Origin of the sequence: Paenibacillus sp. FSL R5-0345, assembly GCF_000758585.1 — a bacterium.
In the GTDB taxonomy this organism is placed as follows: domain Bacteria; phylum Bacillota; class Bacilli; order Paenibacillales; family Paenibacillaceae; genus Paenibacillus_AQ.
In genome coordinates, this window is the sequence record NZ_CP009281.1 from 1,587,633 (window position 1) to 1,612,088 (window position 24,456).

13 protein-coding genes and 2 pseudogenes are annotated in these 24,456 nt (G+C 43.5%); 11 read left to right on the forward strand and 4 right to left on the reverse strand.

Features of this window, described 5'->3' with window-relative positions:
• Positions 1 to 10 precede the first annotated feature (10 nt).
• From R50345_RS07090 to R50345_RS07120, 7 genes are all read left to right on the forward strand, one after another.
• Positions 11 to 1,642, forward strand: a complete 1,632-nt coding sequence (locus R50345_RS07090; RefSeq protein ID WP_042125257.1) for a glycoside hydrolase family 13 protein — start codon at positions 11 to 13, stop codon at positions 1,640 to 1,642.
• Between the two features lie 106 nt (positions 1,643 to 1,748).
• The gene (locus R50345_RS07095) at positions 1,749 to 2,816 is read left to right on the forward strand and encodes a Gfo/Idh/MocA family protein (RefSeq protein ID WP_231574064.1); all 1,068 of its coding nucleotides are present in this window, start codon (positions 1,749 to 1,751) and stop codon (positions 2,814 to 2,816) included.
• A gap of 15 nt (positions 2,817 to 2,831) precedes the next feature.
• Complete coding sequence (locus tag R50345_RS07100) at positions 2,832 to 3,560, forward strand: ThuA domain-containing protein (protein ID WP_042125259.1); 729 nt, start codon at positions 2,832 to 2,834, stop codon at positions 3,558 to 3,560.
• A 46-nt stretch (positions 3,561 to 3,606) separates the two neighbouring features.
• Complete coding sequence (locus R50345_RS07105; RefSeq protein WP_231574065.1) at positions 3,607 to 4,725, forward strand: LacI family DNA-binding transcriptional regulator; 1,119 nt, start codon at positions 3,607 to 3,609, stop codon at positions 4,723 to 4,725.
• A gap of 221 nt (positions 4,726 to 4,946) precedes the next feature.
• Positions 4,947 to 10,067: a glycoside hydrolase family 66 protein gene (locus R50345_RS07110; protein WP_052414508.1), complete on the forward strand. Its 5,121-nt coding sequence runs from the start codon at positions 4,947 to 4,949 to the stop codon at positions 10,065 to 10,067.
• A 319-nt stretch (positions 10,068 to 10,386) separates the two neighbouring features.
• Positions 10,387 to 10,959 (forward strand): RNA polymerase sporulation sigma factor SigK, encoded by a 573-nt coding sequence (sigK, locus tag R50345_RS07115; RefSeq protein WP_434059719.1) that lies wholly within the window; start codon positions 10,387 to 10,389, stop codon positions 10,957 to 10,959.
• A 209-nt stretch (positions 10,960 to 11,168) separates the two neighbouring features.
• Entirely contained in the window at positions 11,169 to 12,266 is a 1,098-nt protein-coding gene (locus R50345_RS07120; protein ID WP_052414509.1) for a serine hydrolase domain-containing protein, read from the forward strand.
• Between the two features lie 375 nt (positions 12,267 to 12,641).
• Here the strand turns inward: R50345_RS07120 and R50345_RS07125 are convergent, their stop codons facing one another.
• On the reverse strand, positions 12,642 to 17,066 hold the full coding sequence (locus R50345_RS07125; protein WP_042125263.1) for an endo-1,4-beta-xylanase: 4,425 nt from the start codon (positions 17,064 to 17,066) through the stop codon (positions 12,642 to 12,644).
• A 230-nt stretch (positions 17,067 to 17,296) separates the two neighbouring features.
• Here R50345_RS07125 and R50345_RS07130 point away from each other — a divergent pair.
• Positions 17,297 to 17,510 (forward strand): annotated as a pseudogene (locus tag R50345_RS07130) (sigma factor); the annotation flags it as partial.
• 78 nt (positions 17,511 to 17,588) lie between these two features.
• Positions 17,589 to 18,221, forward strand: coding sequence for a hypothetical protein (locus tag R50345_RS07135; RefSeq protein WP_156114743.1), 633 nt, complete (start codon positions 17,589 to 17,591; stop codon positions 18,219 to 18,221).
• A gap of 106 nt (positions 18,222 to 18,327) precedes the next feature.
• Here R50345_RS07135 and R50345_RS07140 read toward each other — a convergent pair whose 3' ends face one another.
• Positions 18,328 to 21,480: an amidase family protein gene (locus R50345_RS07140; protein WP_081954022.1), complete on the reverse strand. Its 3,153-nt coding sequence runs from the start codon at positions 21,478 to 21,480 to the stop codon at positions 18,328 to 18,330.
• Positions 21,481 to 22,155: 675 nt separating this feature from the next.
• On the opposite strand from R50345_RS07140, the pseudogene R50345_RS31850 reads away from it, so the two are divergent.
• A pseudogene (locus tag R50345_RS31850) lies at positions 22,156 to 22,239 on the forward strand (RNA polymerase subunit sigma-70); the annotation flags it as partial.
• Positions 22,240 to 22,436: 197 nt separating this feature from the next.
• Entirely contained in the window at positions 22,437 to 22,697 is a 261-nt protein-coding gene (locus R50345_RS07145; RefSeq protein WP_042125269.1) for a hypothetical protein, read from the forward strand.
• A 143-nt stretch (positions 22,698 to 22,840) separates the two neighbouring features.
• Here R50345_RS07145 and R50345_RS07150 read toward each other — a convergent pair whose 3' ends face one another.
• A complete protein-coding gene (locus tag R50345_RS07150; RefSeq protein WP_042125271.1) occupies positions 22,841 to 23,122 on the reverse strand; it encodes a hypothetical protein in 282 nt (93 codons plus the stop codon).
• Between the two features lie 237 nt (positions 23,123 to 23,359).
• Positions 23,360 to 24,454: a Ger(x)C family spore germination protein gene (locus tag R50345_RS07155; RefSeq protein ID WP_042125273.1), complete on the reverse strand. Its 1,095-nt coding sequence runs from the start codon at positions 24,452 to 24,454 to the stop codon at positions 23,360 to 23,362.
• Positions 24,455 to 24,456: the final 2 nt, after the last annotated feature.

Below are 24,456 nucleotides of genomic sequence, written 5' to 3' on the forward strand. Positions count from 1 at the left end.
AGTGCGTGATATGAATAATACAAGATGGTGGCAGACAGCTGTTATATATCAGATTTATCCTAGAAGTTTTCAAGACACGAACGGGGATGGAATCGGCGATCTCAGGGGAATTATCAACAGACTTGACTATCTCAAGCAACTCGGCATAACTGCAATATGGCTTAGTCCTGTATACAAATCACCCAATGACGATAACGGCTATGATATCAGCGACTACCAGGATATTATGACCGAATTCGGAACCATGGAGGATATGGATGATTTAATCGAAAGAGCCAAGCTACATAACATTCGAATTATTATGGATTTGGTTGTTAATCACACCTCCGATGAGCATCCCTGGTTCGTTGAAGCAAGTAAGGGAAAGGACAATCCCTATAGAGATTATTATATCTGGCGGGATCCTGTAGATGGCGGCGTTCCCAATTCCCTGCGTTCGACATTTAGCGGATCAGCTTGGGAATTCGACGAAGCGAGCGGTCAATATTATTTGCACTTGTTCAGCCGCAGACAGCCTGATTTGAACTGGGAGAACAGTAAAGTCCGGCAAGAGGTATGGGACATGATGAATTTCTGGCTGGATAAAGGCGTTGGCGGATTCCGCATGGATGTGATTGATCTGGTCGGGAAAATACCGGATCAGGAAATTACAGGAAATGGTCCGAAGCTTCATGAATATCTACAAGAAATGAACCGGGAGACATTCGGAAAGCATGATGTTCTGACTGTAGGAGAGACTTGGGGAGCGACTCCAGAAGTGGCGAAGCTATACTCCAATCCGGACCGTAACGAGCTGTCGATGGTATTCCAATTTGAACATATTGGTCTGGATCAGCAGGATTGGGGAGAAAAGTGGGATCTAAAGCCCTTGGCTGTAAGCGAATTAAAACGGGTACTGGCGAAATGGCAAACTGAATTGGGAAACGAGGGCTGGAACAGTCTGTTCTGGAACAATCATGATTTGCCGAGAATTGTGTCCCGTTGGGGAGACGACAATCAATATCGAGTAGAGAGCGCAAAGATGTTCGCGATTCTTCTACATTTGATGAAGGGTACACCTTACATTTATCAAGGTGAAGAGCTCGGGATGACCAATTATCCGATTCAGAATATCAGCGAAGCGCAAGATATTGAGACCATTAATATGTACCATGAACGGATTGCCCAAGGGTACAGCAAAGAAGATATTATTAATTCCATTAATGTGAAGGGAAGAGATAATGGTCGAACCCCGATTCAGTGGGATTGTAGTCCTAACGGAGGATTTACAACAGGAGTGCCATGGTTACATGTGAATCCAAATTATACGGAAATTAATATGGAAGCAAATCTGAAGAATCCAGATTCAGTTTTTCACTGCTACCGTAAATTGATTGAACTAAGGAAGAATAACCCAATCGTTGTATGGGGTGACTTTGAACTAGTGGCGGGCGTGCCGGATCAAGTATTTATGTATCTCCGCAGGTATGAAGAACAGACCTGGTTAATAGCAGCCAATTTTAGTGGAGAAATAACGAAGCTGGAATTACCAGAGCTGGGGCCGGTCAAAGAAATGATTATTTGCAATTATTCTAGAGATAACGTGGAATTTAAGCAACTACAATTACAGCCTTATGAGGCATTTGCTGTCAAACTCGCGTAGGTTAACTTGCCCGGTTTAGGTTTTTGGTATTGCTGCCTTCATAATTAAATTCTTCTATATATAGAAGAATTTCGTTAATAGCATGAAACAGAGGTGGAAGATTTTTTTGAGAAAGGATAGGGTGGTGAAATTGGCAAAGCTGAAAATTGGTGTAATTGGTTTAGGTGGAATAGCAGACATGCATATTTCCGGTCTGTTGGCGAATGAAGAGGCGATCCTATGGGCGATTTGTGATTGCAATGAAGAGGTACTAGCGAGAAGGGGAGAACAATTTAATATCCCGGAAGCACGAAGATATTTGAATTACAAAGAAATGTTATCGGACCCAGAACTTGAAGCAGTGACGATCGCTACGCCGAATTATAACCATTTTGAAATAGCCTGTGAGGCAATCAAGCATCGTAAGCCGTTTGCCCTAGAGAAGCCGGTGACTCTCGATGTACAGGAAGCTGCCGCGTTGCGTGATCTGCTGGCTGAGGCTCATCTACCGCATATGATTTGTTTCAGTTATCGGTACAAATCGGCAGTAAGATATGCGAAATGGTTAATCAATCAGGGCAAAATAGGAGAGATCAAGCATGTCTACGGTCAGTATTTACAAGGCTGGGGGCTTAACGAGCGGCTTCCGCTAGTCTGGAGATTCAGAAAGAAGCTGTCCGGTTCAGGCGCGCTTGGAGATTTAGGTTCGCATTTGCTCGACCTTCAACGTTTTCTTGTGGGCAATGTAGAACGGGTGATGGCAGATGCCGATACGATTATCAAGGATCGCACCCTACTTGAAGGCGATGGCATGGGCGAGGTGGATGTTGATGATTTCTGTCATGTGCTGGCTCGGCTTGAAGGGGGAGCCTCGTCCACGATGGCCATTTCGAGATTCGCATTCGGGCGGGGAAACTTTCAGCAAGTGGAAATTTTCGGCGATCGGGGAGCGATTCTTTATAACCTGGAAGAAGAGGATGTACTATATGTTAAGTCTTCTGAGGATGGCGGCGAGGTCTTCATAAAAGTAGATATTCCTGAAGAATTTCATGTGGATCAAATGACATCTTTTATTAATCTGGTTAATGGACAGGGCGACGGATGCGACGCCAATATGGAAGACGGATATATAAACCAACATGCCATTGATTCAATTATTGTCTCATTAACTGAACAACGGTGGATTTCAATATAACGGGGAGGGCATATCATGTCTAAAATCAAAATTACAGTATGGAACGAGTACCGCCATGAAAGACACAACGAAGAAGTTAAAGCTATATATCCAGATGGTATTCATATGGCACTTGCCAACTATTTGAACACACAAGAAGATATGGAAGCAAAAACAGCGGTTCTGGATGATCCCGAACACGGATTAACTGATGAGGTGCTAGAACAAACAGATGTATTGTTATGGTGGGGGCATTTAGCCCATGATGAGGTTAGTGACGAAATTGTGGAAAAGGTACGTCAAAAGGTGCTAAATGGCATGGGATTAATCGTTCTCCACTCTGGACATAACTCCAAAATATTCCAATCTTTAATGGGTACCAATACTGGTGCTCTGAAATGGCGTGATGAAGGTGAGAAGGAGCGAATCTGGGTCATTGAGCCGGGACACCCGATTGCCAAGGGCCTTGGAGAGTATATTGAAATTAACAAGGAAGAAATGTATGGTGAACGTTTTGAGATTCCGGCGCCGGATGAGCTTATTTTTATTTCCTGGTTCGAAGGCGGAGAGGTGTTCCGTAGCGGATGCTGCTACAAGCGAGGACAAGGCAATATCTTTTACTTCAGACCAGGGCATGAGACTTTCCCGGTATACCACCAGCCTGAGGTACTTCAAGTCATTAGTAACAGCATTCGTTGGGCGGCAAAAGATGAACTTCCTAAAGTTTCTTACGGACGTGTAGCCCCGTTGGAACTTATTCCTTAAAGCGTGAACAATGGTCACCATATCATGATTATTTTGTGTCAAGACTTTGCTCTCCCTTGATAAGGAGGGCGAGTCGTTTGTTATTGAGATTAAGGGCTCAGACTATGCAAACGTTTATTTTATAGTTAAATGCATTCGCAAGAAGGAGGAAAGTGTCATTACTCCAACAATTAAAGAAGTGGCTAAGGCAGCCAATGTTTCAGTATGTACAGTATCAAGGGTTATTCATAATCTAGAAGGTTACTCTCATAATACTAAGCTCAATGTACTTCAGGCTGTGGAAGAACTGGGTTATTATCCTAACGGAGTAGCTAGAGGACTCATTAATAAACAAACAAGAACTTTAGGAGTGCTTTTCCCCAGCGTAGCAAGTGATTTTTTTTGTGGTATTCTTCATGGGATTGAAAAGGCTGCCTATGATAAGGATTATATGGTCATTGTTTGCAATACTGGTGAGGATGGCAAAAGAACAAAAAACTGTCTGGAGATGCTCCAGGAAAAACAAGTGGACGGAGTAATATTTACAAGCGAAGTTTTGAAGGATGAATATTATCTTCAATTACGACAGAAGAAAACTCCCTTAGTGCTCGTCAATGCATATTCTTCAAAGTACACCATCCCTTTTGTAAAAGTAGATGATAAACTTGCTGCCTATCAAGCTACTTCCTATTTAATCAATAAAGGGCACTATAATATTGCTATGATTGCTGGAACGCCATCTGATATGATAGCGGGAATTCCTCGTGTGGAAGGTTACCGGCAAGCGCTCGAGGAACAAGGATTTATATTTAACGAGGCCAGAATAGCTTACGGAGATTTTCATATGGAAAGTGGCCGTGTGGCTATGGAAAAACTATTGAGTGAAGCCCCGCCGTTTACTGCAGTATTTGCAGCTAGTGATGAAATGGCAATTGGAGCCATGGGAAAGGCCTTTGAGAAAGGGTTGAAAATACCAGAGGATCTTTCTATGATTGGCTACGATGATTTGATGTTATCAAAAATTATATCTCCTCCTTTAACGACAGTACATCAATCGTTGGATCAAATGGGGCGATTGGCGGTGGAAAAGTTATTATCTCTGATAGAAAAACCTCTGGAATTACCAAACAGCACTCTCATGAATCATTATATTGTTGAGCGGGAAACAGTGCGTACAATAATTTGATTTTTATATTATTTATTGGGTAAACGTTTACATTCATTTCAGAGACATTCAGACGATGTGACATAAAGTTGTTTTCTAAATATAAATCTCGTCAAAATATAGTTTTTTATACTACGGTTGATCTAATTGCTGACGGAAAGACTCTTGCTTCATAAACAATATAGAAGTAGGACTGGGCAATGTGTCCTATTCTAAATAAATCACAAGATGGAGGAAATATAATGGTGAACAAGAAGAAGCCTTACATTGCATTACTCACACTTATCCTTTCGGCGCAGTTAGCACTCCCTCTGTCTGCGGGACCGCTGGGACCATCAACGGTGCATGCAGACAATGAGAGTGGGAGCACATTAAGCAATCAGTCAATTTTGAAAGCGATTACATACCTTGGGGTCAGTAAAGCTCGTTATTCCCCAGGTGAAGAGGCCGAACTTATCCTCAAATTGAAGGATGACGAACAGTGGCAGGGAAAGCTGAACGTTGAGATCTACAACCTGAATACGCTGATCGCCAAAGGGAGTAAACCGATTACCGTCTTGAAAGGACAAGGTGACTTGTCGGTTAAATGGAAGACCCCTGATGATGATTTTACCGGTTATCTGGTAAAAGCGTGGGTAAGCGGAGCAGCTGATCATGATTATGTTACGGCGGCTATAGATGTTTCAAGTGACTGGAAGAGATACCCGAGATACGGGTACACAAGTGAATTCAGCAGTGAGACTGCAGCGCAGAGTGATGCCAAACTAAAACAGTTGTCACAAGATTATTATCTTAATGGTTATCAATTTTATGACTGGATGTGGAGACACGATGTGTCCGTTTACTCCAAAACTGATGCAGATGGTAAACCGCTAAAGGACAGTGAAGGAAATTTTGTCGATGAGGAGATCAACGCTGATACTCATTATCTGGATCTGTTAAACCGGGAATTGTATCCGCTTACGATTAAACAGCAGGTAGAGGCTGCCCAGAAATACGGCTCAGCGGCAATGGCTTATGAGATGAACTATGCGGCTCGGGAAAATTATGAAGACTATGGCGTTAGTCCGGAGTGGGGGCTTTATGGCAGTGAAAATATTGATAAAACCAATCCGCAGCAGAGCCAAAACGGTTATCACTTCGATTTCAACGGTAAAGAAACAGCCCTCTATCTTCAGGATCCTGGGAATGTAGAGTGGCAGAATTATATTACCAAACAGTTTGACCGTGCTGTAAATGTCTTTGGATTTGACGGCATCCATCTGGACCAATGGGGAGCCAATGATAATAGTCATCTCTATGATTACAATGGAAATAAACGCTATTATTCCCTGGATTATGACAAGCTGATAAACTCGGTTAAAAAATCACTGGTAGAAAATAATCCGGCAAAAAGTGATGTCACATTCAACATGGTGGGAGGGAATTTAGATTACAGTGCTGTGCCAGATCCGGATACAAAGACGGACTTTGATTACAGCGAAATATGGCATGACCGTAATCAGTACAGTGATCTTCAGAAGGTAGTGGAGGATACACGGGCGAAAAACGGCGGCAAGGCAATGGTAATTGCGGGTTATATGAATATGAAAGAGGCTACAGGTGTGAAAACACGTGGAACGGAAGCCGAGGATGTTCCTGCTGCTGTAAATTATCAATCCCGGATCTCCAAAGTTCAGGACAGCTGGGTGGGGAATTTCGGTCGCAAGGATACGGATGCGGTTACATTTACGGTTAATGCGCCTGCCACCGGTATGTATAAGCTTCTTCTCCATTATGGACAGGGTAACGGCTCAGGTTACCCTGAAGGAAAGCTTACTGTTAACAATGAAATTGCGGCTGCTGCAATTCCATTCAGTGCTAACACCGGTTGGGGGAATCCTTCGGCGACAGCCGAAGTGACGGCAACGCTGAAGGAAGGTAACAATACGGTTAAGCTTACACTGAATACGAACAGTTTGTGGCTTAATCTGCATAGTCTCGAGGTGCAAGGACAAGACATTAAGCAATCTTACGATGCAGTGGATGCAAAACTCGATACCGTAAAGGTGGACCAGTACAGCCATGTTTACTATTTTGATACCAAAAATGATTATGTGACATTCCATGTACAGGTTCCTACTGAGGGTAACTACCCGCTCGGATTTAGTTACGCTTCCGATTGGCAGGAAGTCAGCCGTACACTCATGGTCAACAATGTATCCCAAGGCGAAGTTTCTTTCCTTGGACAGGGAGACTGGACAAAGTTTGCCCGCAAGGAGAATATGGCAAGCGTCTATCTGAATGCAGGCGACAACACGATTACACTGAAGGCTCCCAAAGATGACTTGGGTATTAAGTTACGCTATATGGCCCTTAATGGACAGCGATATGAAGCAGCTGAAGCTGAACTGCCGCAGACCAACAGCGTTACTTTCACGGAGAGCAAAACTGACAATTTCGGCCAAAGCGGCCAGACGGTAACATACTCGGTGTATGCCGAACAGCAGCTGAACACGTTGACGGTTATGTACCATGGAGGCAACAGTCCGGTTATGTCGGTGCTTGTTGATGGAGAGCCTGCTCCGGATGCCCAGAATATAACTTTTGCTAAGACGCCGGGAGAATGGGATGGTCCTATGCAAGCAAAAGAGTTGTTCGTAAACATTCCGCCCGGGAAGCACAAGATTACACTGAAGATGGAATCCTCCGGACAGTATATTAATGTTGGCGGGATTGTCGCCGGTGATTATGAATACAGTACAGGCGACGCAGAAATGAAGAATGGTGTAGTTGCGGTTGTCGGTTATGTCTCGGAGTTCAACAATGAGAATGACCGGATAGTATTCAATGTAAATGCGGTTGAAGCTGGACTGTATACACTCGGTTGGGTCTATCAGAATAATGGAGCAGCAACAGTCAGCCGCAGCGTGTATTCAGGCGATCCTGCAGGAACTTTGGCATCTTTTGCACCAACGTCAGGCAGCCAATGGGGGGAAACAGTCCAAACCGGAATTTCCCTGGTTCAAGGGTGGAATCAGATTGTGATTCAAATGACGGAAGGGACAGACAGTGGTATCAAAGTGGACAAACTGAAAGTAACCGGTGATGGGCCGGAAGCAATAACCAGAATGTACGAAGCGGAATCCACTCAGGAGAAAAATGATTCGGCCTTCTCCCTTTATAAGGATACGGTACTCAACTTCAGCGAGGTAGGGCAGCAGGTTACTTATCCGGTATCCATTCCTCAATCGGGAGAACAAAGCCTGATCTTTACGTACTCCAATGCCGGAGAGTATACAAACCGTTCCCTTTATATTGATGGCGTACGGGCGAAGGACAGCAATGGCAATGATCTTGATGTTGCATTTAACGGCACAGGCAGTCTGGACGATTATTCCGAAGAGGCCTATGTGATTGTACCGTATATGGAAGAAGGCAACCACAAGATCACGCTGAAAATGGAAGAGGATGACACTCCAGGCATGATCCAGCTCCGAGGTGTGACTACAGGCTATTTCAACGAGCCGTCCGTTCGGTTAATGGACGCTGCGCTCTCAGTTATGGGGGCAACTCATATTGAACTCGGGACGGCCGATCATATCGCTGAAGGGCCCAATATGCTTGCCAACGAGTATTATCCGAACCGCAGTAAAAAGATGAATCAGAGCACCAAGACAATAATGAAGGATTATTACAAATTCTTTGCCGCATATGAAAATCTCTTGTATGACAGCCAGGCAGTCAATGATAGAGAGATTGCTGTCAAAGATGCCGCCGGACAGCAGGTCGAGCTGAGCCGAGACGGTTCAGAAAATACGCTATGGTACACCGTTCGATCTGACAATAAGAACGAGCGTTATCAATCCTATGATGTAGTCCATCTGGTGAACCTGCTGAACAATGACTCTAACTGGAGAAACTCAGCCAATGAGCCGGATGTGCAGCACAATTTGCAAGTGACTTATCCGGTTCGACTGTCTGCTCAAGATGCTTCTGGACTCAAGGTTTTTGCGGCAACCCCTGATCAAAACGGGGGAACGATGCAGGAATTGGATTACACTTGGGATGGAGATCAGATTGTGTTGAATGTTCCAAGCGTCGAATACTGGACGATGCTTGTGGTGGATTATCAACCGCGGCAGTCAGAGGTTCAGAAGCTGTTCCCAGATACAGGGAACGAACCTTCACCATCTCCAGAACCTTCACCAACGCCAACAAATCCGGCAAAGCCAGGAACTTCTGCAGATGTAGCGCCGGTAGCGACTGCGGTGCAGATGGGTGAAACACGGATGATCACCGAGCAGGAGCTGAAATCCGCTCAAGGAGAAACTGTTAATATTGTGTTGAATGAGCAGGTCAAATCCATACTACTACCGCTAAATGCTGGAGAATTAATTGGCTCACGCAATTTGGTCATCCAAACAGATGGACTCTCAATGATTTGGAAGGCAGACAAGCTGAAGGAGATTGCCGCGGCAGATTCTAGCGGTAAGGGGGCTTATGTTGAGCTGAGAATAGGCAATGCGGGGGCTCCGTCTAACGGTGTTTTGAGCCCTTCTCAAGAGTATACTCTGAAAAGCAAGGTGTACACACTCGTGTTAGGAATCAAAGATAAAAACGGAAAAAGCTTAGCGACGCCGGGATTAAGTCTGCAAGCAACTGTGAAACTAGAGGTAACGAATGCTAAGCTTAAGGGGAAGTTGTTGGGGCTCTACATCAAAGAACAAGGAGATGGGCTATACCGTTACGCAGGGGGAGTATTTGATTCTTCTGCCGGCACCCTGCAGGCCCAACTGAACAATCAAGGTGAGTTCGCTGTTTATGAGAGGTTGAAGACATTCTCCGATGTGCCTAGTACCCATTGGGCTTACGAAGCAATATCTTCACTGGTGGCCAAACACGTCGTTACTGGCAGGACAGCGAATCATTATTCTCCATCCGTAAGCATTACACGGGCGGAAGTTACAGTTATGCTGGTGCGTGCGCTGGGTCTTCAGACTAGCGGAGACAAGGCTGTATTTGCAGACGTGCCTGACTCCTCGTGGTACGCGGCGGAGTTATCAGCCGCTTACAGCAACGGACTAATTCATGGTCGGACAGCGGAGAAATTCTCACCTGATGCACCTGTCACACGCCAGGAATTGGCGGTCTTGCTTTTACGGGCGTATCAATATGCCGGAGGACAGGCTGCAGGCAATATTACTGCTGAGTATTCTGATGCTTCAGATATTGCTGAATGGGCTCGGCTGGCGGTACGTCTCGCAACTTCATCTGGATTGTTTGTAGGAAATACAGACGGTCAGTTTTCTCCTCTGAACCCAAGCACCCGTGCAGAGATTGCACAAGCAATTGATCGGATACTGAATCTGATAAACCGATAGATTCTATTAATTTAAAGAAGCGGCAGAAATTGTTACCGCTTCTTTTTTACTAGCTGTTCTGTTTAAAGATTCATTTACTTGTGGTCGCTTTTTACTAGCCCTCAGGTCATACGGACAAGGTATGGAGTATCATAGTGCTGCTGACAATTCAGGTCTAGGAGGCCGCTTTGAGGAAAAGATGCTTGAATTGCAGGCACCTTTTCAGAAGATTAGGAATCGTTTACTCGCCGCGACGATAGATTTGGATTTATTTTTCGGAAAGCGAAGAATGTTGCCTAAAACTACTGGTAGGAGCTTCGGAGGGAAATTAGGGTGGTGAATACTGTTTTGTACGATCGAACACTCGAGTTACCTAATAAACTTGACATCATATCATGTCCATAACCTCAAAAAATTCGACAACACCGGAGAAGACATGGAGGATTTAATCTCCATCGGCACCATTGGCCTGATTAAAGCCATCGAGAGCTACCGCCCGAACAAAGGCACAAAGCTGGCCACTTTTGCTGCCCGTTGTATTGAAAACGAAATTCTGATGCACCTAAGATCCTTGAAGAAGACTCGTAAAGATGTATCTCTGCACGATCCAATTGGGACAGACAAGGAAGGTAATGAAATTACTCTCATCGATATCCTTGGCTCAGAAGCGGATGATGTCATTAAAGAAGTAGATCTGAAGATTGAGAAGAGCAAGATTTATCGCAATCTCGATATTTTGGATGATCGGGAAAAAGAGGTTGTCGTGGGGCGGTTTGGGCTGGATACAGGTGGAGAAGAGAGGACGCAGCGGGAGATTGCCAAGGAACTCGGGATATCGCGGAGTTATGTGTCTCGGATAGAGAAAAGGGCGTTGATGAAGTTGTATCATGAGTTTTATAAGGCGAAGCGGTGAGGGAATAGGAACTGTATCTCCAGCGTGTAGTCCAGAAATATCTACTAAATCGTCCTGCAAGCTTATACTTGCGAGGCGATTTTTTTTTACATAATTGGAACGTGAATTCTAGTATAACGTACGGTATATTAAGGTGAAAGTTGATGGAAACTCGATAGCGGATTGCTTATTAAAAGCTGAAATCAATGTATTTATAGGGGGGGATTCTTTTGTCAAATTATTTTAAATTCGTTGCTATCTTCGGTTTAATTTTTGTACTGGTTTCCTGTTCAGACAACAGTGTCAACAGCGTCAACAGTATTAATGATACGCTGCCGCAAGCGAATGAAATAGTCCACAAGGATGCCTTTGAAGAAAAGCTTGATCAGTATATGTCCAAGAACTATTCGGGATCTGTGCTTCTCGTCAAAGATAACAAGGTTATAATTTCCAAGGGATACAATATGGCGGACTATAATAATAACCTGCCTAATGGACGAGATACTATCCATCAAATCGGTTCGCTTACTAAAGCATTTACCGCTGCAGCTATCTTACAGCTTCAAGAGGCCGGTAAGCTGAGTGTCGACGACCCCGTAAATACATATATTAAGGATTACCCTAATGATAGAGTCACACTTTACCACTTGTTGACCCACACATCCGGGATCCCCAATTATACCAATTCTCCAGATTTTCTAAAATCAATAAACATTAAAATTAGCGTTGACGATTTAATTGCCAAATTCAAAGACAAGTCACTAGAGTTTGAACCGGGCAGCCGATTTTCTTACAGTAACTCCGGGTATGTGCTGCTAGGTGCTGTGATTGAGCAAGTTAGCGGACAGTCGTATGGCGACTATCTGAATGAGCATATTTTTACACCTCTCGATATGAAAAGATCAGGTTATTTAACAAAAGACAACAACCATACAGATATTGCTGTTGGGTATTCACTTATTAATCCCGACATCTCTGAGATAGCCCGGCCTATCGATATGACCGTCCCTTATTCAGCTGGCGGTATATATTCCACCGTACAAGATCTTTATAAATGGCTTCTAGGGCTCGAGAACGGGACAATCATTAGTGATGCATCATGGGAAGCGATGCGCAAACCGAATCTGGATGAATACGCATTGGGATGGGGGATACCCGATCCAATGGGGATGGTGTACGCACATAATGGGGCAATCAATGGTTTCTCTTCTGAGATTTGGAGAGATATGTCTCAGGGGACAGCGGTGATTCTGCTCAGCAATGCAGAGGGAATCAACCTTGGGGATATGAGAGATGTGCTGTTACGCATGCTTGATTCGGAGGAATAGGCCTTACAGTTTGATGATATAACGAGGAATAAGCAATTATTTTTGACATCATATCGTGTCCACAACCTCAAAAAATTCGATAACTCCGGAGGTTATATACAAATATTTACATTAGTGCTTATTTTCAGCAACTTGCCAATATGCAAGTTGCTTGTTTGGGTAAGGCAAGTAGATTGATATACAAGAAATATATGATTTCCAGATCCAACAAACTGTCGAAGCCTACTTTGAAAGCTAAGATGTGAAACCAGAGTGCTATATGGGATGCAATAATTGTTCTTCAGTACTTTTGTAGAAAAACCCCGAATAGGGTCCACTTTTTTTAAGTGTCAACTATTCGGGGTTCAGTTCACTTATGAGGGATAAAGATTAATTCTACATCATCCAGATTCGATAAAGAATCATTGCTGCTTCAGCGCGAGTCAATGAATCGGCTGGCGCAATTTTATCGTTCTTGCCATTGATGATTCCTCTTCCTACAAGGAAAGCTGCACTGTCCTTGGCGTAAGTGGAAATGCTTGCTGCATCGGAATAAGAAGCCAGATTTCCGCTTCCGGCAGATGGCTTACCAGCTGCTTTCAGGGCTCTTGCTGTAAGAACCATCATATCTTCACGGGTAATGCTGCTGCCCGGTTTGAATGTATTGTCCTCAAATCCTGATGCAATTCCGAGCTCCCGTGCAACTGCTACAGCTTGCGCATAGTAAGCTGTAGGCTGTACATCACTGAAGGTAGCCGCATTCGTGCCGGAACCTTTCAATTCAAGCGCTCTAACAAGCAGGGTGATAAAGTCCGCTCTCGTGATAGAAGCCGCAGGCGCGAAGGTATCTTCAGAGATTCCCATGATTACGCCACGTGCAGCCATGGCTTCAATCGCTTGTTTTGCCCACTGTATATTTTGCGTGTCGGTAAAGGAATGAGTTACGTAGGCTACAGCATAGGTGCTGAAATGAGTTGTCTTGAATACAACCGAACCGCTCTTCGTATCATAGCGTCCGCTTGGCACAGCTGTTGCCTGTCCTTGGCTGTCAATGTATAGGATCACGATTTGATCTGCATTGACAAGCTCCTGTGCCGTAGCTGTATATGGAATGGATACTGTTACAGTGGCTGCTGGGTTATTCCAAGCAATAACAGTGTCGCCAGCTTTTACACTAAGATCGATAATCGGACGGCTACCCACTTTTCCGCGAACTCCTGTATTCAAGCTATCCCCCGAGACTTTCTTAATCTGAATGGATACTTGATCCGCTTGCCCTGTCATATTAGACAGCATGTTCGACGGAATAAGAAGTTCAGCATTGTCTGTCTTAAGGATAAACTCAACATTGCTGTTGCTTTGCAGGCTTGAAACAGGCAATTGTACAACATAGGATTGCACATTTGCTTGCTTCGGTATCTCGATGGTAACCTGTTTCTTGCCATTCGCACCTGGAGAAGCCTGATCTATCGCTTTATTTAGGCTGGCACTTGAAACTGTTGCGGTGGCTGTTCCGTTCTCGACTTTTACAGCAGGCAGAATGGACACCACACCGTTGTTATTGTGGACCGTATCGGTGGATGGAGTACCGGATCCATTGCTGTTTCCCCCATTGCCATTGTCTTGAGAAGGTTTGCCAGTCAGCGTTAATTCTCCGAATACAGAAGGATCTTGGTATCCTTGACCGGATGGATCGTTCCATGCGTTCGCACTGATTCTGTTGCCGTCCTTAGCATCATTGATCTGCGCATCGAAGCCAATTTTGGCGTTGTTCGCAGGTTTAACCTTTTTGAAAGGAATCTTCATTTCAACCGTGTAGTTGGTACCGGAAACAGAGACTTTTGATTCGAAGCCTGCAGCAATTTCCTCAGGATTAAAAGAAGCCGCGTTCTCGAAATTCACTCTGTATTGCCCATCATCGTCTTGGAAAGCAGAAGTCTTGCCATTGTTCTCATCGACGAACACTTCCACGGAATCCTGCTCCCAAGCATTCGGGTTGGATTTGTCCAGCTTATCGTCTTTGACTTGGACCAACACATATAGATTGTTGTCATCCCAGAGTGTTTTTGCTGTTCCTGTAGCACCTGACCAGGCCATTTGCTTGGTCTCCAGTTTCATTTCAGGAGCGTTGCTCCATACGCTGTCTACGGATCCGTCGATTGCAGGTGTTCCATAATAAGCGCTGGATTTCTTGTATTCAAGCTCTTCAGGCGGATTTTCCGCTATGAACTTTTCAGGGTCAGTGACCGCGTAGAATGCCTCTTTTGCTTGGAAATTCTTGTCGAACAAGGTTGGATTCTGCTCGGCTCTCCAGCTGGTGCTGTCATTTAATCCCCAGAAGGTGACACGCGGAATATGCTTGCTGTTCTTCTTGTAGAGATCCATTAGTTGGGCATACAGATAGGCCTGCTGTTTCGCTTCTTTGGTAGTGATTGTAGAATTGGTGCCTGCCATGATATCCAATTCAGTAACAACAACTTCTACGCCCAAAGAAATGAAACGCTCGAGGGACGATTTGACATTTTCCAATCTGGTGCCCAAATTGTAGTGGGCCTGCATGCCAATTCCGTCAATGAGTTGTTCGCCGGGATGAGCTGCAGCGTACTTCTCATTGAGTTCTTTCACCATGCTGTAGATGGCTGTAGATTTATTTTGGTTGTCATCGTTGTAATCGTTATAGTAAAGCTTGATATCCCAGCCGTTTTCGTCAATGACTTCCTTTGCCGCAAGGAAGGATTCCTCGATGAAGTCAGGGCCAATGGCCTGTAACCAGCCGGAATTGCGGAGAGCATTTTTCCAGTCTGTCGGGTTAGCCGGGTTGTCATTCATGGCTTCGTTGACAACGTCCCAGGATTTCACTTTGTTACCGAAGTGCTTCACTACGGTCTGGATATGTGTTCTGAGATTCTTCAGAGCTTCTTCGCGGCTTAATGGTTTACCATCAGCAGCGGTATGCAGCCATGAAGGTGACTGTGCATGCCAGACGAGTACGTGACCGGCAATTTCCAGATTGGCATCCTGTACCTTTTTAACCAGAGCATCTTCTGCGGTGAAATCAAAGTTTCTGTTGGCATCATAGGCATAATCCGGCTTCATATCATTCTCAAACGTGACGATATTGTGGTGCTTCGTCAGAAGCTTGAGTCTGGTCTCGTCAAAGGTAGCCGGGTTAACGATGTTACCGATCAAGAATTCATCCTTATAAATGTCCTTGAGGTTAGGGAGATTTTCTTGAATTGGAGGTGCCGCAGCTACCGGGCCCAAATATCTCAGAACAAAGTCATCTAAGTAGAAGGTACGATTGCCGCCGTCGTCGTTTGCTGTCTCAATGTAAGCATTGAGTACCGTTGGAGTAGTGGTGAGCGTATATTTGCCTTTGAGCTCTACCCATTCTGAATCTGTAACGGTTGCATTTTGTGAAACGTTCGCAAAACCGCTGTCAGCATACTGAACACTAATACGAAGCGTTGTAGGCGCCTCACCAGGTGCCATTTTCACCCAAGCTGACAGTTCATACTCGTGATTCTTTGCCATTTTTCCGGCAGCATTAACTAAGGCTGCATCATATTGTGCAGTAGTAGTAACACTCAAGCTTTGTTTTCCGTTAGGCGTATGGTTAGCTTCTTGGGAAAGCTTCACCGTTTCTTTGCCATTCCGTGGCCCAAAGCCATCCAAGCCATTCTCAAAGTCTGCAGAGATACCTGTCTTATCTACAACCTCCGGTGGGGTTTGGCCAGGGGTCACATCGGTGATGATGACTTCATCAATGTAAATGTCTGAGGTCAAAGTATTGCCGGATGGTTCAACAAAGATAATGACTTCCTTGGTTTGAGATGGAATTTCAAAGCCTTTCGTTTCAAATAACGTCCAATCTGAAGCGCTTACTTTTTTGTTGCCGATGATCCAAGGATATTTGTTACTTGCTACCTCGGAATCAATCTTGGATCCCAGATGGAAATCGCCTTCACCTGATCCAAGTCTAACCTTAAGAGAAATGTCGTACTTACGGTCCGATTTCATAATGTCAGTAAGTACGAGAGCAGGAATTGCTTTTTCATCTGCCCGTTCGAAGAATTTTAGCGATTTCGTGCCATGTGAAGCTAGCTCGTCAACGACCGCTGTTTTACCATTGGATCCCCAACCCAGCTTACTCCAGCCTCCGGTATTTCCGTCTTCAAAACTCTGGTTAAGGACTACAGTAGGCTGAACAGGTGCTTGTGCCTGGGTGACGGTGATTTCTCCGATATAGAAGGGAACCTCCTGACCAGCATCATCAGACTTGATCCGCAGCACTGTATTCTCAACACTGGTAACGGAAAGAGCGGTGGCTAGTGTAACGCCTTGTCCCGCTTTGAAATCAGAGGAATAGATTTGAGTGTATCCCTCTTTATTATTAACGTCCGTTGATCCCTTATTGCTTACAATTTCCAAGACGGCTTTGCCGGCTACCGGCGGGTTAGCATTATCGTCAACATATACGGAAGCGGTTACAGTATACTCTTGGCCAACTACCAAGCCCATATCCGCGAAGGCGATATCTACGCCGTCCCAGCTTTTGGAGCGGGTGTTTACAGATAAAGCTGCTCCATCGGTATTTCCATCAAACGTCTTGCCATTGACAATTGCCAGTGTTGGATTACCAGATTGGGTTAATTTGGTGTCTTTTACCGATTGTACATCCTTAAAAGTTTCTTGATATACAGTTTTCGAATTAGCAACTGCCAGATCTGCTGCGTTGACTACCGGAGCCATCAAGCCGACTGGAAGAAGTAAGACCACTGCGAGTAACCCGGAAACAACCTGCCTAAACGATTTCTTCATTAATGCATCCCCTTCAGCGATTTTTTGGAATAACGTGAAGCGCTTACATAAATATTTGGAACTCACCTCCTAATAGCCCAGATTATAGCATTGGACTTTAAGGACTTAATACTCTCAAATTAAAGAAGAATCCTTGTTTTTTTTAGTTATTTACAAAAGAAAGAAAAATACATATCTATCTCGCCAAGACGCCGCGTTTATGATATTGAAGTCGCACCCATGTCCGCAACCTTAAGAAATTCGATAATACTGGGGAGGGAAGACATGGAGGATCTAATCTCCATCGGAACAATTGGCCTGATCAAAGCCATTGAGAGTTATCGTCCAAACAAAGGCACAAAGCTGACCACTTTTGCCGCCCGTTGTATCGAAAATGAAATCCTGATGTACCTAAAATCACTGAAAAAGACCCGGAAGGACGTATCGCTTCACGATCCGTTTGGACAGACAATTGTTTATTGTGAATAAGGATGCTAACAATCTGGTTACTGAAGCTTAAATGACTATTCAGTTACTCGGAGCTTGACGTATCCCAATCCGGCAGATTCCCGGGACTTCTCTGATCGCCATATTTACAGCAAGTCGGGCCGTCTGTATGTTGTACTAGGTGACTGGTCTCCGACGTTGTTGGTTTTTGATGAAGTAACTTTCTTGCCAAGTAGCGGCAATAAGGAGATTAATGGGATCGGGGAGATGGTATTCACCAGTGATAACAGTAAATTCTTTTACTGGAGTCAATATGGCTGGGATGCCGGATTTGCCGGTTCAGATGTCTACGCCTACTCCATTCATGGGGAAGGCAGTTTTGTCAAAGAGGACCAGTCCATTTTGGGATACCCGAATATGGATAGAGACCCGCTGGATACGCCGATTTTGTTAGTGGAAAGTCAGGGAATGATTATAGCGAAGAATAAAGCTTTTAATATGGGTAATCTGCAGGAAGTGATAGGGACGTTCCCGGAACTGATTTATGCAGTGGATGTAGTGAATCATACGGCATTGGGAAAAAAAGGTATCTATGATCTTAAATCATTCCAGAAGGTCCAAACTATTAATTTAGCCGGTGCGACCAACATATTCTATGATGATAAGGGAAACCTTTATTATTTCATTAATAACTTTTTGTTTATCAATGAACCTCATCATTTTTATTAAGTTTTTAGAATAAGGGCAAAAGACCGTCTTTGTCACAAAAGGCGGTCTTTTGTCTTTTCTAGATAGATCACTCAAGACAACTCGTAAAGCTTTAATTGAATTTCTGTTAATTAGAAGTTTTTAGTAAGTTGAACACAATTGCTGCAAACTCTGCTCTAGTAATATCTTTTTCAGGCTTAAATGTACTGTCTGCGTATCCTGTAATAATATTATTGGATGCGAGTGCATCAATGGAATCATAATACCATGCAGCTTTTTTAACATCTTTGAATGACGTGCTTCCAGTACCTGTTAGCTTAAAGGCACGAGTGATTAGTGCCGCTAATTCACCACGGCTAATCTTTTCATTTGGACGGAAGCTTCCGTCACTATATCCGTTCATCAAGCCGGATCCGGCAGCTGCACCAATAAACTTATTGGCCCAATGCGTTGAAGGTACATCTGAAAAGTTACTTACTTGTCCTTCAAGTCCCATGTATGTTGCAATTACCTTAATAGCTTCGGCACGAGTCAAGCCTGAATTTGGACGGAATGTTCCATCGGAATAACCCGTCAATAATCCCTTAGCAATTAGTGCGTCAATGCTTGCTTTTGCCCAATGATTCATTGTATCTACAAAACTAACAACTTTCGGCTTATCTGCTGGTGTTATTGTTTCTGCAGGTGCCGTTGTTTCTGTAGGCGTTGTTACTGCTGGAGGTATACCTCCTCCAGTATTTGGATTGGTTGGTCCATTATCTGTGTTTGGATCAGGATTAGTAGAGTTTGAAACGTATTGAAGTGCTGGAGCGAATGTTGTAAGTAGTCTAGCTTGACTTTGTTGCTCAAGAGCGTAGCCCATGCCTAAAACTTTTGCATCGTCCCATGCTCTACCAACTAGTTGCATAGAGATAGAATATCCGCTGTCATTCGTTCCTACAGGAACAACTACCGTAGGGAGACCTACATTTGAGGTTAATACGCCCGTGTTACGGTCAGAACTTAATTGAGAAGCTGATGCGTCATTGTTATATACGTCACTAATAAAACCTGCATAAACAACAGCATCAACACCATTCGTGTCCATCCAGTTTTTAATAACTTCCTTATAGTCGGTTCTATACTTAATGTAATCTTGTACAGCTTGTTCAGTCATACGAGTTGGAGTACTATATCCTCTTTGATTATAGATAAGCACCTTATCTGAAGCTAGTACACTTGCTCCATCAATGTAAGGGAAGTCCTTATGAAGCTCAATATAACGTGCCCAACCTTCAGTAGATCCATTAATACCTGAAGGACGACTAGGGCCTGATGGTACAGCTGACATTTCAACCATTGTCGCCCCCGCTGCTTGAAGCTCTGAGAACTTATCCATCACTGCCACTCCAGTATCATCATCAGCATAAGCAGATACAAAGGATGCAGGAATATATCCGATTTTCTTTCCTTTCAATGCATTAGCATCCAGAGATTCCTTCCAATCCACTGGACGCTTATGATCTGCATCAGCAGTGACTGTGAAAATATCTTGTGGGTCCGTACCCGTTGTAGTATTCAATATAATGGCTAGGTCAGTTACTGTTTTAGCAATGGGTCCTGCATAATCTTGTCCCCAAGTGAGTGGAAGTACTCCTGTAGTACTTGCCATACCGTCTGTACCCCGGAAGCTTTTTAAGCTAGCGCCTGTAGTTGGTGCATAGAGAGATACCCCTGTTTGCGATCCCATTGCTGCTGCTGCAAAATCAGCTGCAACAGATACAGCAGACCCGCCGCTTGAGCCAAAAGATGTTTTTGATGGATAGAGTGCATTCCATGTTTGCTGCCAGCCGCTCTCACTAAAGCTTCCGCTGTTAGCAAACTCAGAAGTATTTACTTTACCAATAATTACAGCTCCAGCTTCCCGCAGCTTTTTCACTTGGAATGCATCGGAATCAGGCTGCCAGCCTTCAAGAGCTTTACTGCCACCTGTAGTAGGCATATCCTTTGTGTCATAAATATCTTTTATCGCAATTGGAATACCTAATAAATCACCTTTTACACCTTGTGCACGGGCATCGTCAGCAGCTTTTGCTTGGTTAAGCGCAGTTTCAGATACATGCAGGAATGCATGGAATCCCAATTGTCCCTCATCGAATACCTTAATTCTATCTAAATAGGCTTGAGTAATTTGTACAGAAGTAGTTTTACCATTAATCATATCCTTCTGCATTTCTGCAATTGATTTATTCTTAACATCATACGGCGATGAAGTTATTAATTCTTTGGCTGCAGGAGCATTAGGAATATCCAGATGATCTCCAGTATCAAGTCCCTCTATAGCAGATATATCCCAGTTGCTAATTGAACGAATTTGTGCGTTTGTTAATCCTGATACATCCAGCAGACTATTAAGTCCATCTAGCATAGCAACCAGATTCTTCAACCCTTCTTCACCAGCTTCTCCAACTTGTACATAGTTTACTAGGGACTTCGATTCGCCCGGCCCAATATTTAGTGAATTAATGAACCCATAGAAATTCGCTTCATTACCATACTCAGCTAAGGGTACTGTGAATGGATCCTGTTGCTGATTCCCTAGACCTGTTAATCCATTATCAAACGGTTTTGGAGATCCCACTGCAACGCCTAGCGGCTTATTGTTTCTGGCACTGCTATCTACAACAATCCATGAATCATCTGTAGTTACCTTTAAATCGCCTGAGTAGGTTGCCTTAACTACTGAAGCATTTGTTGTTGTACCATATCCTAAAGAACCACCGAATGATACATCAACTTTTATAGCGGCATCATTTTTATTAGTGAATGTATCAAAGAATCTCGTTCGATTATGAATAGTATCCACATACACCTCACGTGTTACAGTTACATTTCCTAGATTTACAGATTGCGCCGAAGTAAACTTATTAACGCCATCGTATTTCAAGTCAAACCCACGCATCATTTGACCATTCATCAGTGGAGCTGAAGGCGAGGACACTTTAACAAAGATATTGCCGAAACCTTGTACTTGTGTAGCACCAACTGTACGTAAACTTCCTGTGTCTAAGCTAGGAGCAAAAACATCGTGAATCTCCCATACTGTGCCACTTTCTGAAGTAACTCGAGTTAAAGCGTCAGCTGTTTGGAACGGAATTACACTCGTAGCAATAACAGATAACACAATTGAAGTAGCTATAAATTGCTTTTTACTCCAATTTTTTTTTGCTGGTGAATATTCAGATCGGGTGGAACCAGAATGGTCTCTTTTAGTTTCACGTAGACGTTTGAACTTATTCATGTGCGTAATCTCCTTTTCCTTTATGTATGTTATTATTTAATGTTAGGTAATATAACACTACTAATTATATCAGTCAATAAATATTATTAATTTAATATATTTTGAGATTAAAAAAAGAAAAAAAGACTCTTTTTATTGTTTTTGTGTAATATTGATGTTAATTATTATATTAAATATATAACGTTAAATGATATGTTTTTGGAGGTGTTCATAGGACATAGAGCTTCATCATCCACTACATCATTAAAAAGCATGAATTTCACTAGATTTCTATGTGAATTTGACGAAATCAAATGATCAGTATTTATTTGGCAAGCCTACCGAACTCAAGAGCTGACAGATCTAGAGATGGATCCATCTACTCACAACCAACAAAACTTACGGAAGAACAGAGTCATTGGTTATCTGCGATGCAGGAGCAGCACGCCATCCTGCCCAAAATGAAATGCACTCCCGGTATAGAAAAAGAACAGCTAAAATTAACGGAGAATATAATTTTTTCATTTCATGAAAGTGGAAGATTTCTATGTAGGAACATGGCATAAAGTAGAATCACTGATGATTTCAGATGCAATAGTCCGCAAGATCAATAATAGGCATTTTGAAAAGAGTAAAGTATTTGCTGGGAAAGAAGCCATAAGAATAGCCAGGTAGTGTATCCGAAATAAGTGGGATGAAGAGCGTGCGCAGAGGGAGATTGCTAAGGAGTTGGGTATCTCACGGATAGAGAAGAGGGCGCTGATGAAGCTTTATCATTAGTTTTATAAGGCGAAGCGGTGAGATTTAGAGGATGATTTTGATATTAATAGAGATTCAGAATAGAGTGTTTTAAAAGCGACTTGCCAACAAGGGAGTTGCTTTTTTTGTTAAGTCAGTAAGTGGCACGATAGAGTGCTGGTAAAAAGGGACAAGACCGCAAGTACAGATTATTAGCTGTATAAGGGCACTGAGACGTGATGCAGATGGTTAATAAGTGTGGAACAACAGTAAATGAGTATAGCTATGATGAATGGGGGAACAACACTAGCCAGACGGAGGGGATAGAAGAGCCTGCTGGCTGCAATGCGCGAGGTAAAGAATGGAATCGGTCAAGCCGGCAGGGTGCTAATCGACTTGCGGGTACCAGAGCGCTAAACGGGCAAGGATACAAGCAAGTACACCAAGGCTGGTCATATCCCCGGTGCGATCCATTATTATTGGGAGGAGGGCTCTCCTAGCGGACCAAGAAATCATCGTTTATTGTGGTGCAGGTGTCACTGCTTGCCTCAATATATTGGCGCTAAAGGAAGCTGGTTTCAAGAACGTAAAGCAAGCTTTGGTTGGAATGGTGCGTAAACCGGCTCCTGCGAGTTAATTTTTACTACAGAATAATGATGTACCTCGACGGGGACTTTTGCCGAATTACAGCAAAAGCCCCTTCCGCCGTTTTGGCAGAAGGGGTCAGTTTAAAAAAATGCTGTCGCACCTGCGGGTTGAATTCCAGTTCAATGCTTCGCATGTCCTTCGCGATACTGAAATGAATTTGCTTGATGACGCTCTGGAAAAGAGCCTTTTGCGTCTCCGGGGAGAAGAGAGCAGCAGCGAGTGGGATTGGCCCAGCAACCGCTGCACCAGTTTCGACGGAATCGGGTCGGAAGTACATTCTATGAGCCTTTGCTCTAGATTGGTTTTACGCGCCTTGACAGAGTTTGAACTGCACACCCGACGTCCTCCGTAAGGCTTTAATGCGATGTATCGACCTTCTACCGTTGCATTTGTCCACCGACTTTGATGGTGATTTACGATGCCTATTGAATTCACTCCAAAGAACACCCTACAACCCATACCACCCATACAGTCTAAAGAATTACTTTCCCTAGCTTACACAAACTTCTTGACGCTACCTCACTTCAACGCTCCAATTTAAAGGATGTACTTTGATCTCGTAGTCAACATTAATTTTCATATTTTCCCAATATTTCAACCATTGCTCTTCCGTTATTTGTTTAGAAAACGGCTTAAGCGAATGGGTTCCGACCTCTAAGGGATCTACTTTCCACCGTTGCATTCTTTTTAATAAATCTGACGTCTGTTCCTCAAGGTAGACCTCAACCTCATGAATTAAATGTTCCAATTGTTCCTGACTTTGAATATTCATTTCTCCCTGGTATTCTTCTATTCTTGCGTTCAATCTTACATGTAAAGACAAGGATGAATAATCCCGCGATAGTTTCACGCCAACATTGGATCGAATACGTCCTAAACTGATAGATAACTTTGGAATGGCCAAGACTTTTAGGAAATGATCGTTATCCAGAAGTTGGAAAATATTATCGTCCACGTCCTGAATGACCATTACTTCTTTATCGTTTTGGAAGATGGCTGTTCCTACGTAATTGAAATTGTTCTTATCCGAATGAAAAACCGGCAGGATGGGATCCTTAAAAGGGGAATATACCTTCTTCATAAATGTATGAATATTGACGATGCTCATTTCACCTTGATTATGCTCCTCGTAATGCTTTAACATCCGATAAAGAAAATAATCTTGGTTTTCTTGCTTCGTCAATTGATTTTTTATGTATTCATCAAAATCGCCTCTGATAATCAACAAATAGACACGCATTGAAATATCGGGATCAACCAGTATCGTATTGATCAGCTTTTCAATACCTCCTTTTTTTGCCAGCTCTTCATTAATTAATAACATTCGCAGCTGCCCCTGTTTCAATTCCCGATAATAAATTAAATTAAACTTCTGGTCTCCCTGCTTTAACAGGTTGACTTCCTTGGAGAGAAGACGTTTTTTTTCTTGGATGAGCGGTGGTACTAAAGTGCTGATTTTTAACTTTCCTTCCGTCCCCTTGTCAACCGACCAGAAAACTACCGGAGCAATCTCTTCGATCTTATTGTTCTCGACATATGGAGAAGAACAGCCGGCCATCCACATAAGGCTTACAATCGCCAATAAACCATAGTGCTTATATGGTACCATGC

Bases quoted from the DNA above. Each gene is read 5' to 3' on its own strand.
- R50345_RS07145 (WP_042125269.1), top strand. From the start codon at position 22,437: ATGCAGATGGTTAATAAGTGTGGAACAACAGTAAATGAGTATAGCTAT.
- R50345_RS07110 (WP_052414508.1), top strand. From the start codon at position 4,947: ATGGTGAACAAGAAGAAGCCTTACATTGCATTACTCACACTTATCCTT.
- R50345_RS07140 (WP_081954022.1), bottom strand. From the start codon at position 21,480: ATGAATAAGTTCAAACGTCTACGTGAAACTAAAAGAGACCATTCTGGT.
- R50345_RS07100 (WP_042125259.1), top strand. From the start codon at position 2,832: ATGTCTAAAATCAAAATTACAGTATGGAACGAGTACCGCCATGAAAGA.
- R50345_RS07150 (WP_042125271.1), bottom strand. From the start codon at position 23,122: ATGTACTTCCGACCCGATTCCGTCGAAACTGGTGCAGCGGTTGCTGGG.
- R50345_RS07125 (WP_042125263.1), bottom strand. From the start codon at position 17,066: ATGAAGAAATCGTTTAGGCAGGTTGTTTCCGGGTTACTCGCAGTGGTC.
- R50345_RS07090 (WP_042125257.1), top strand. From the start codon at position 11: ATGAATAATACAAGATGGTGGCAGACAGCTGTTATATATCAGATTTAT.
- R50345_RS07155 (WP_042125273.1), bottom strand. From the start codon at position 24,454: ATGGTACCATATAAGCACTATGGTTTATTGGCGATTGTAAGCCTTATG.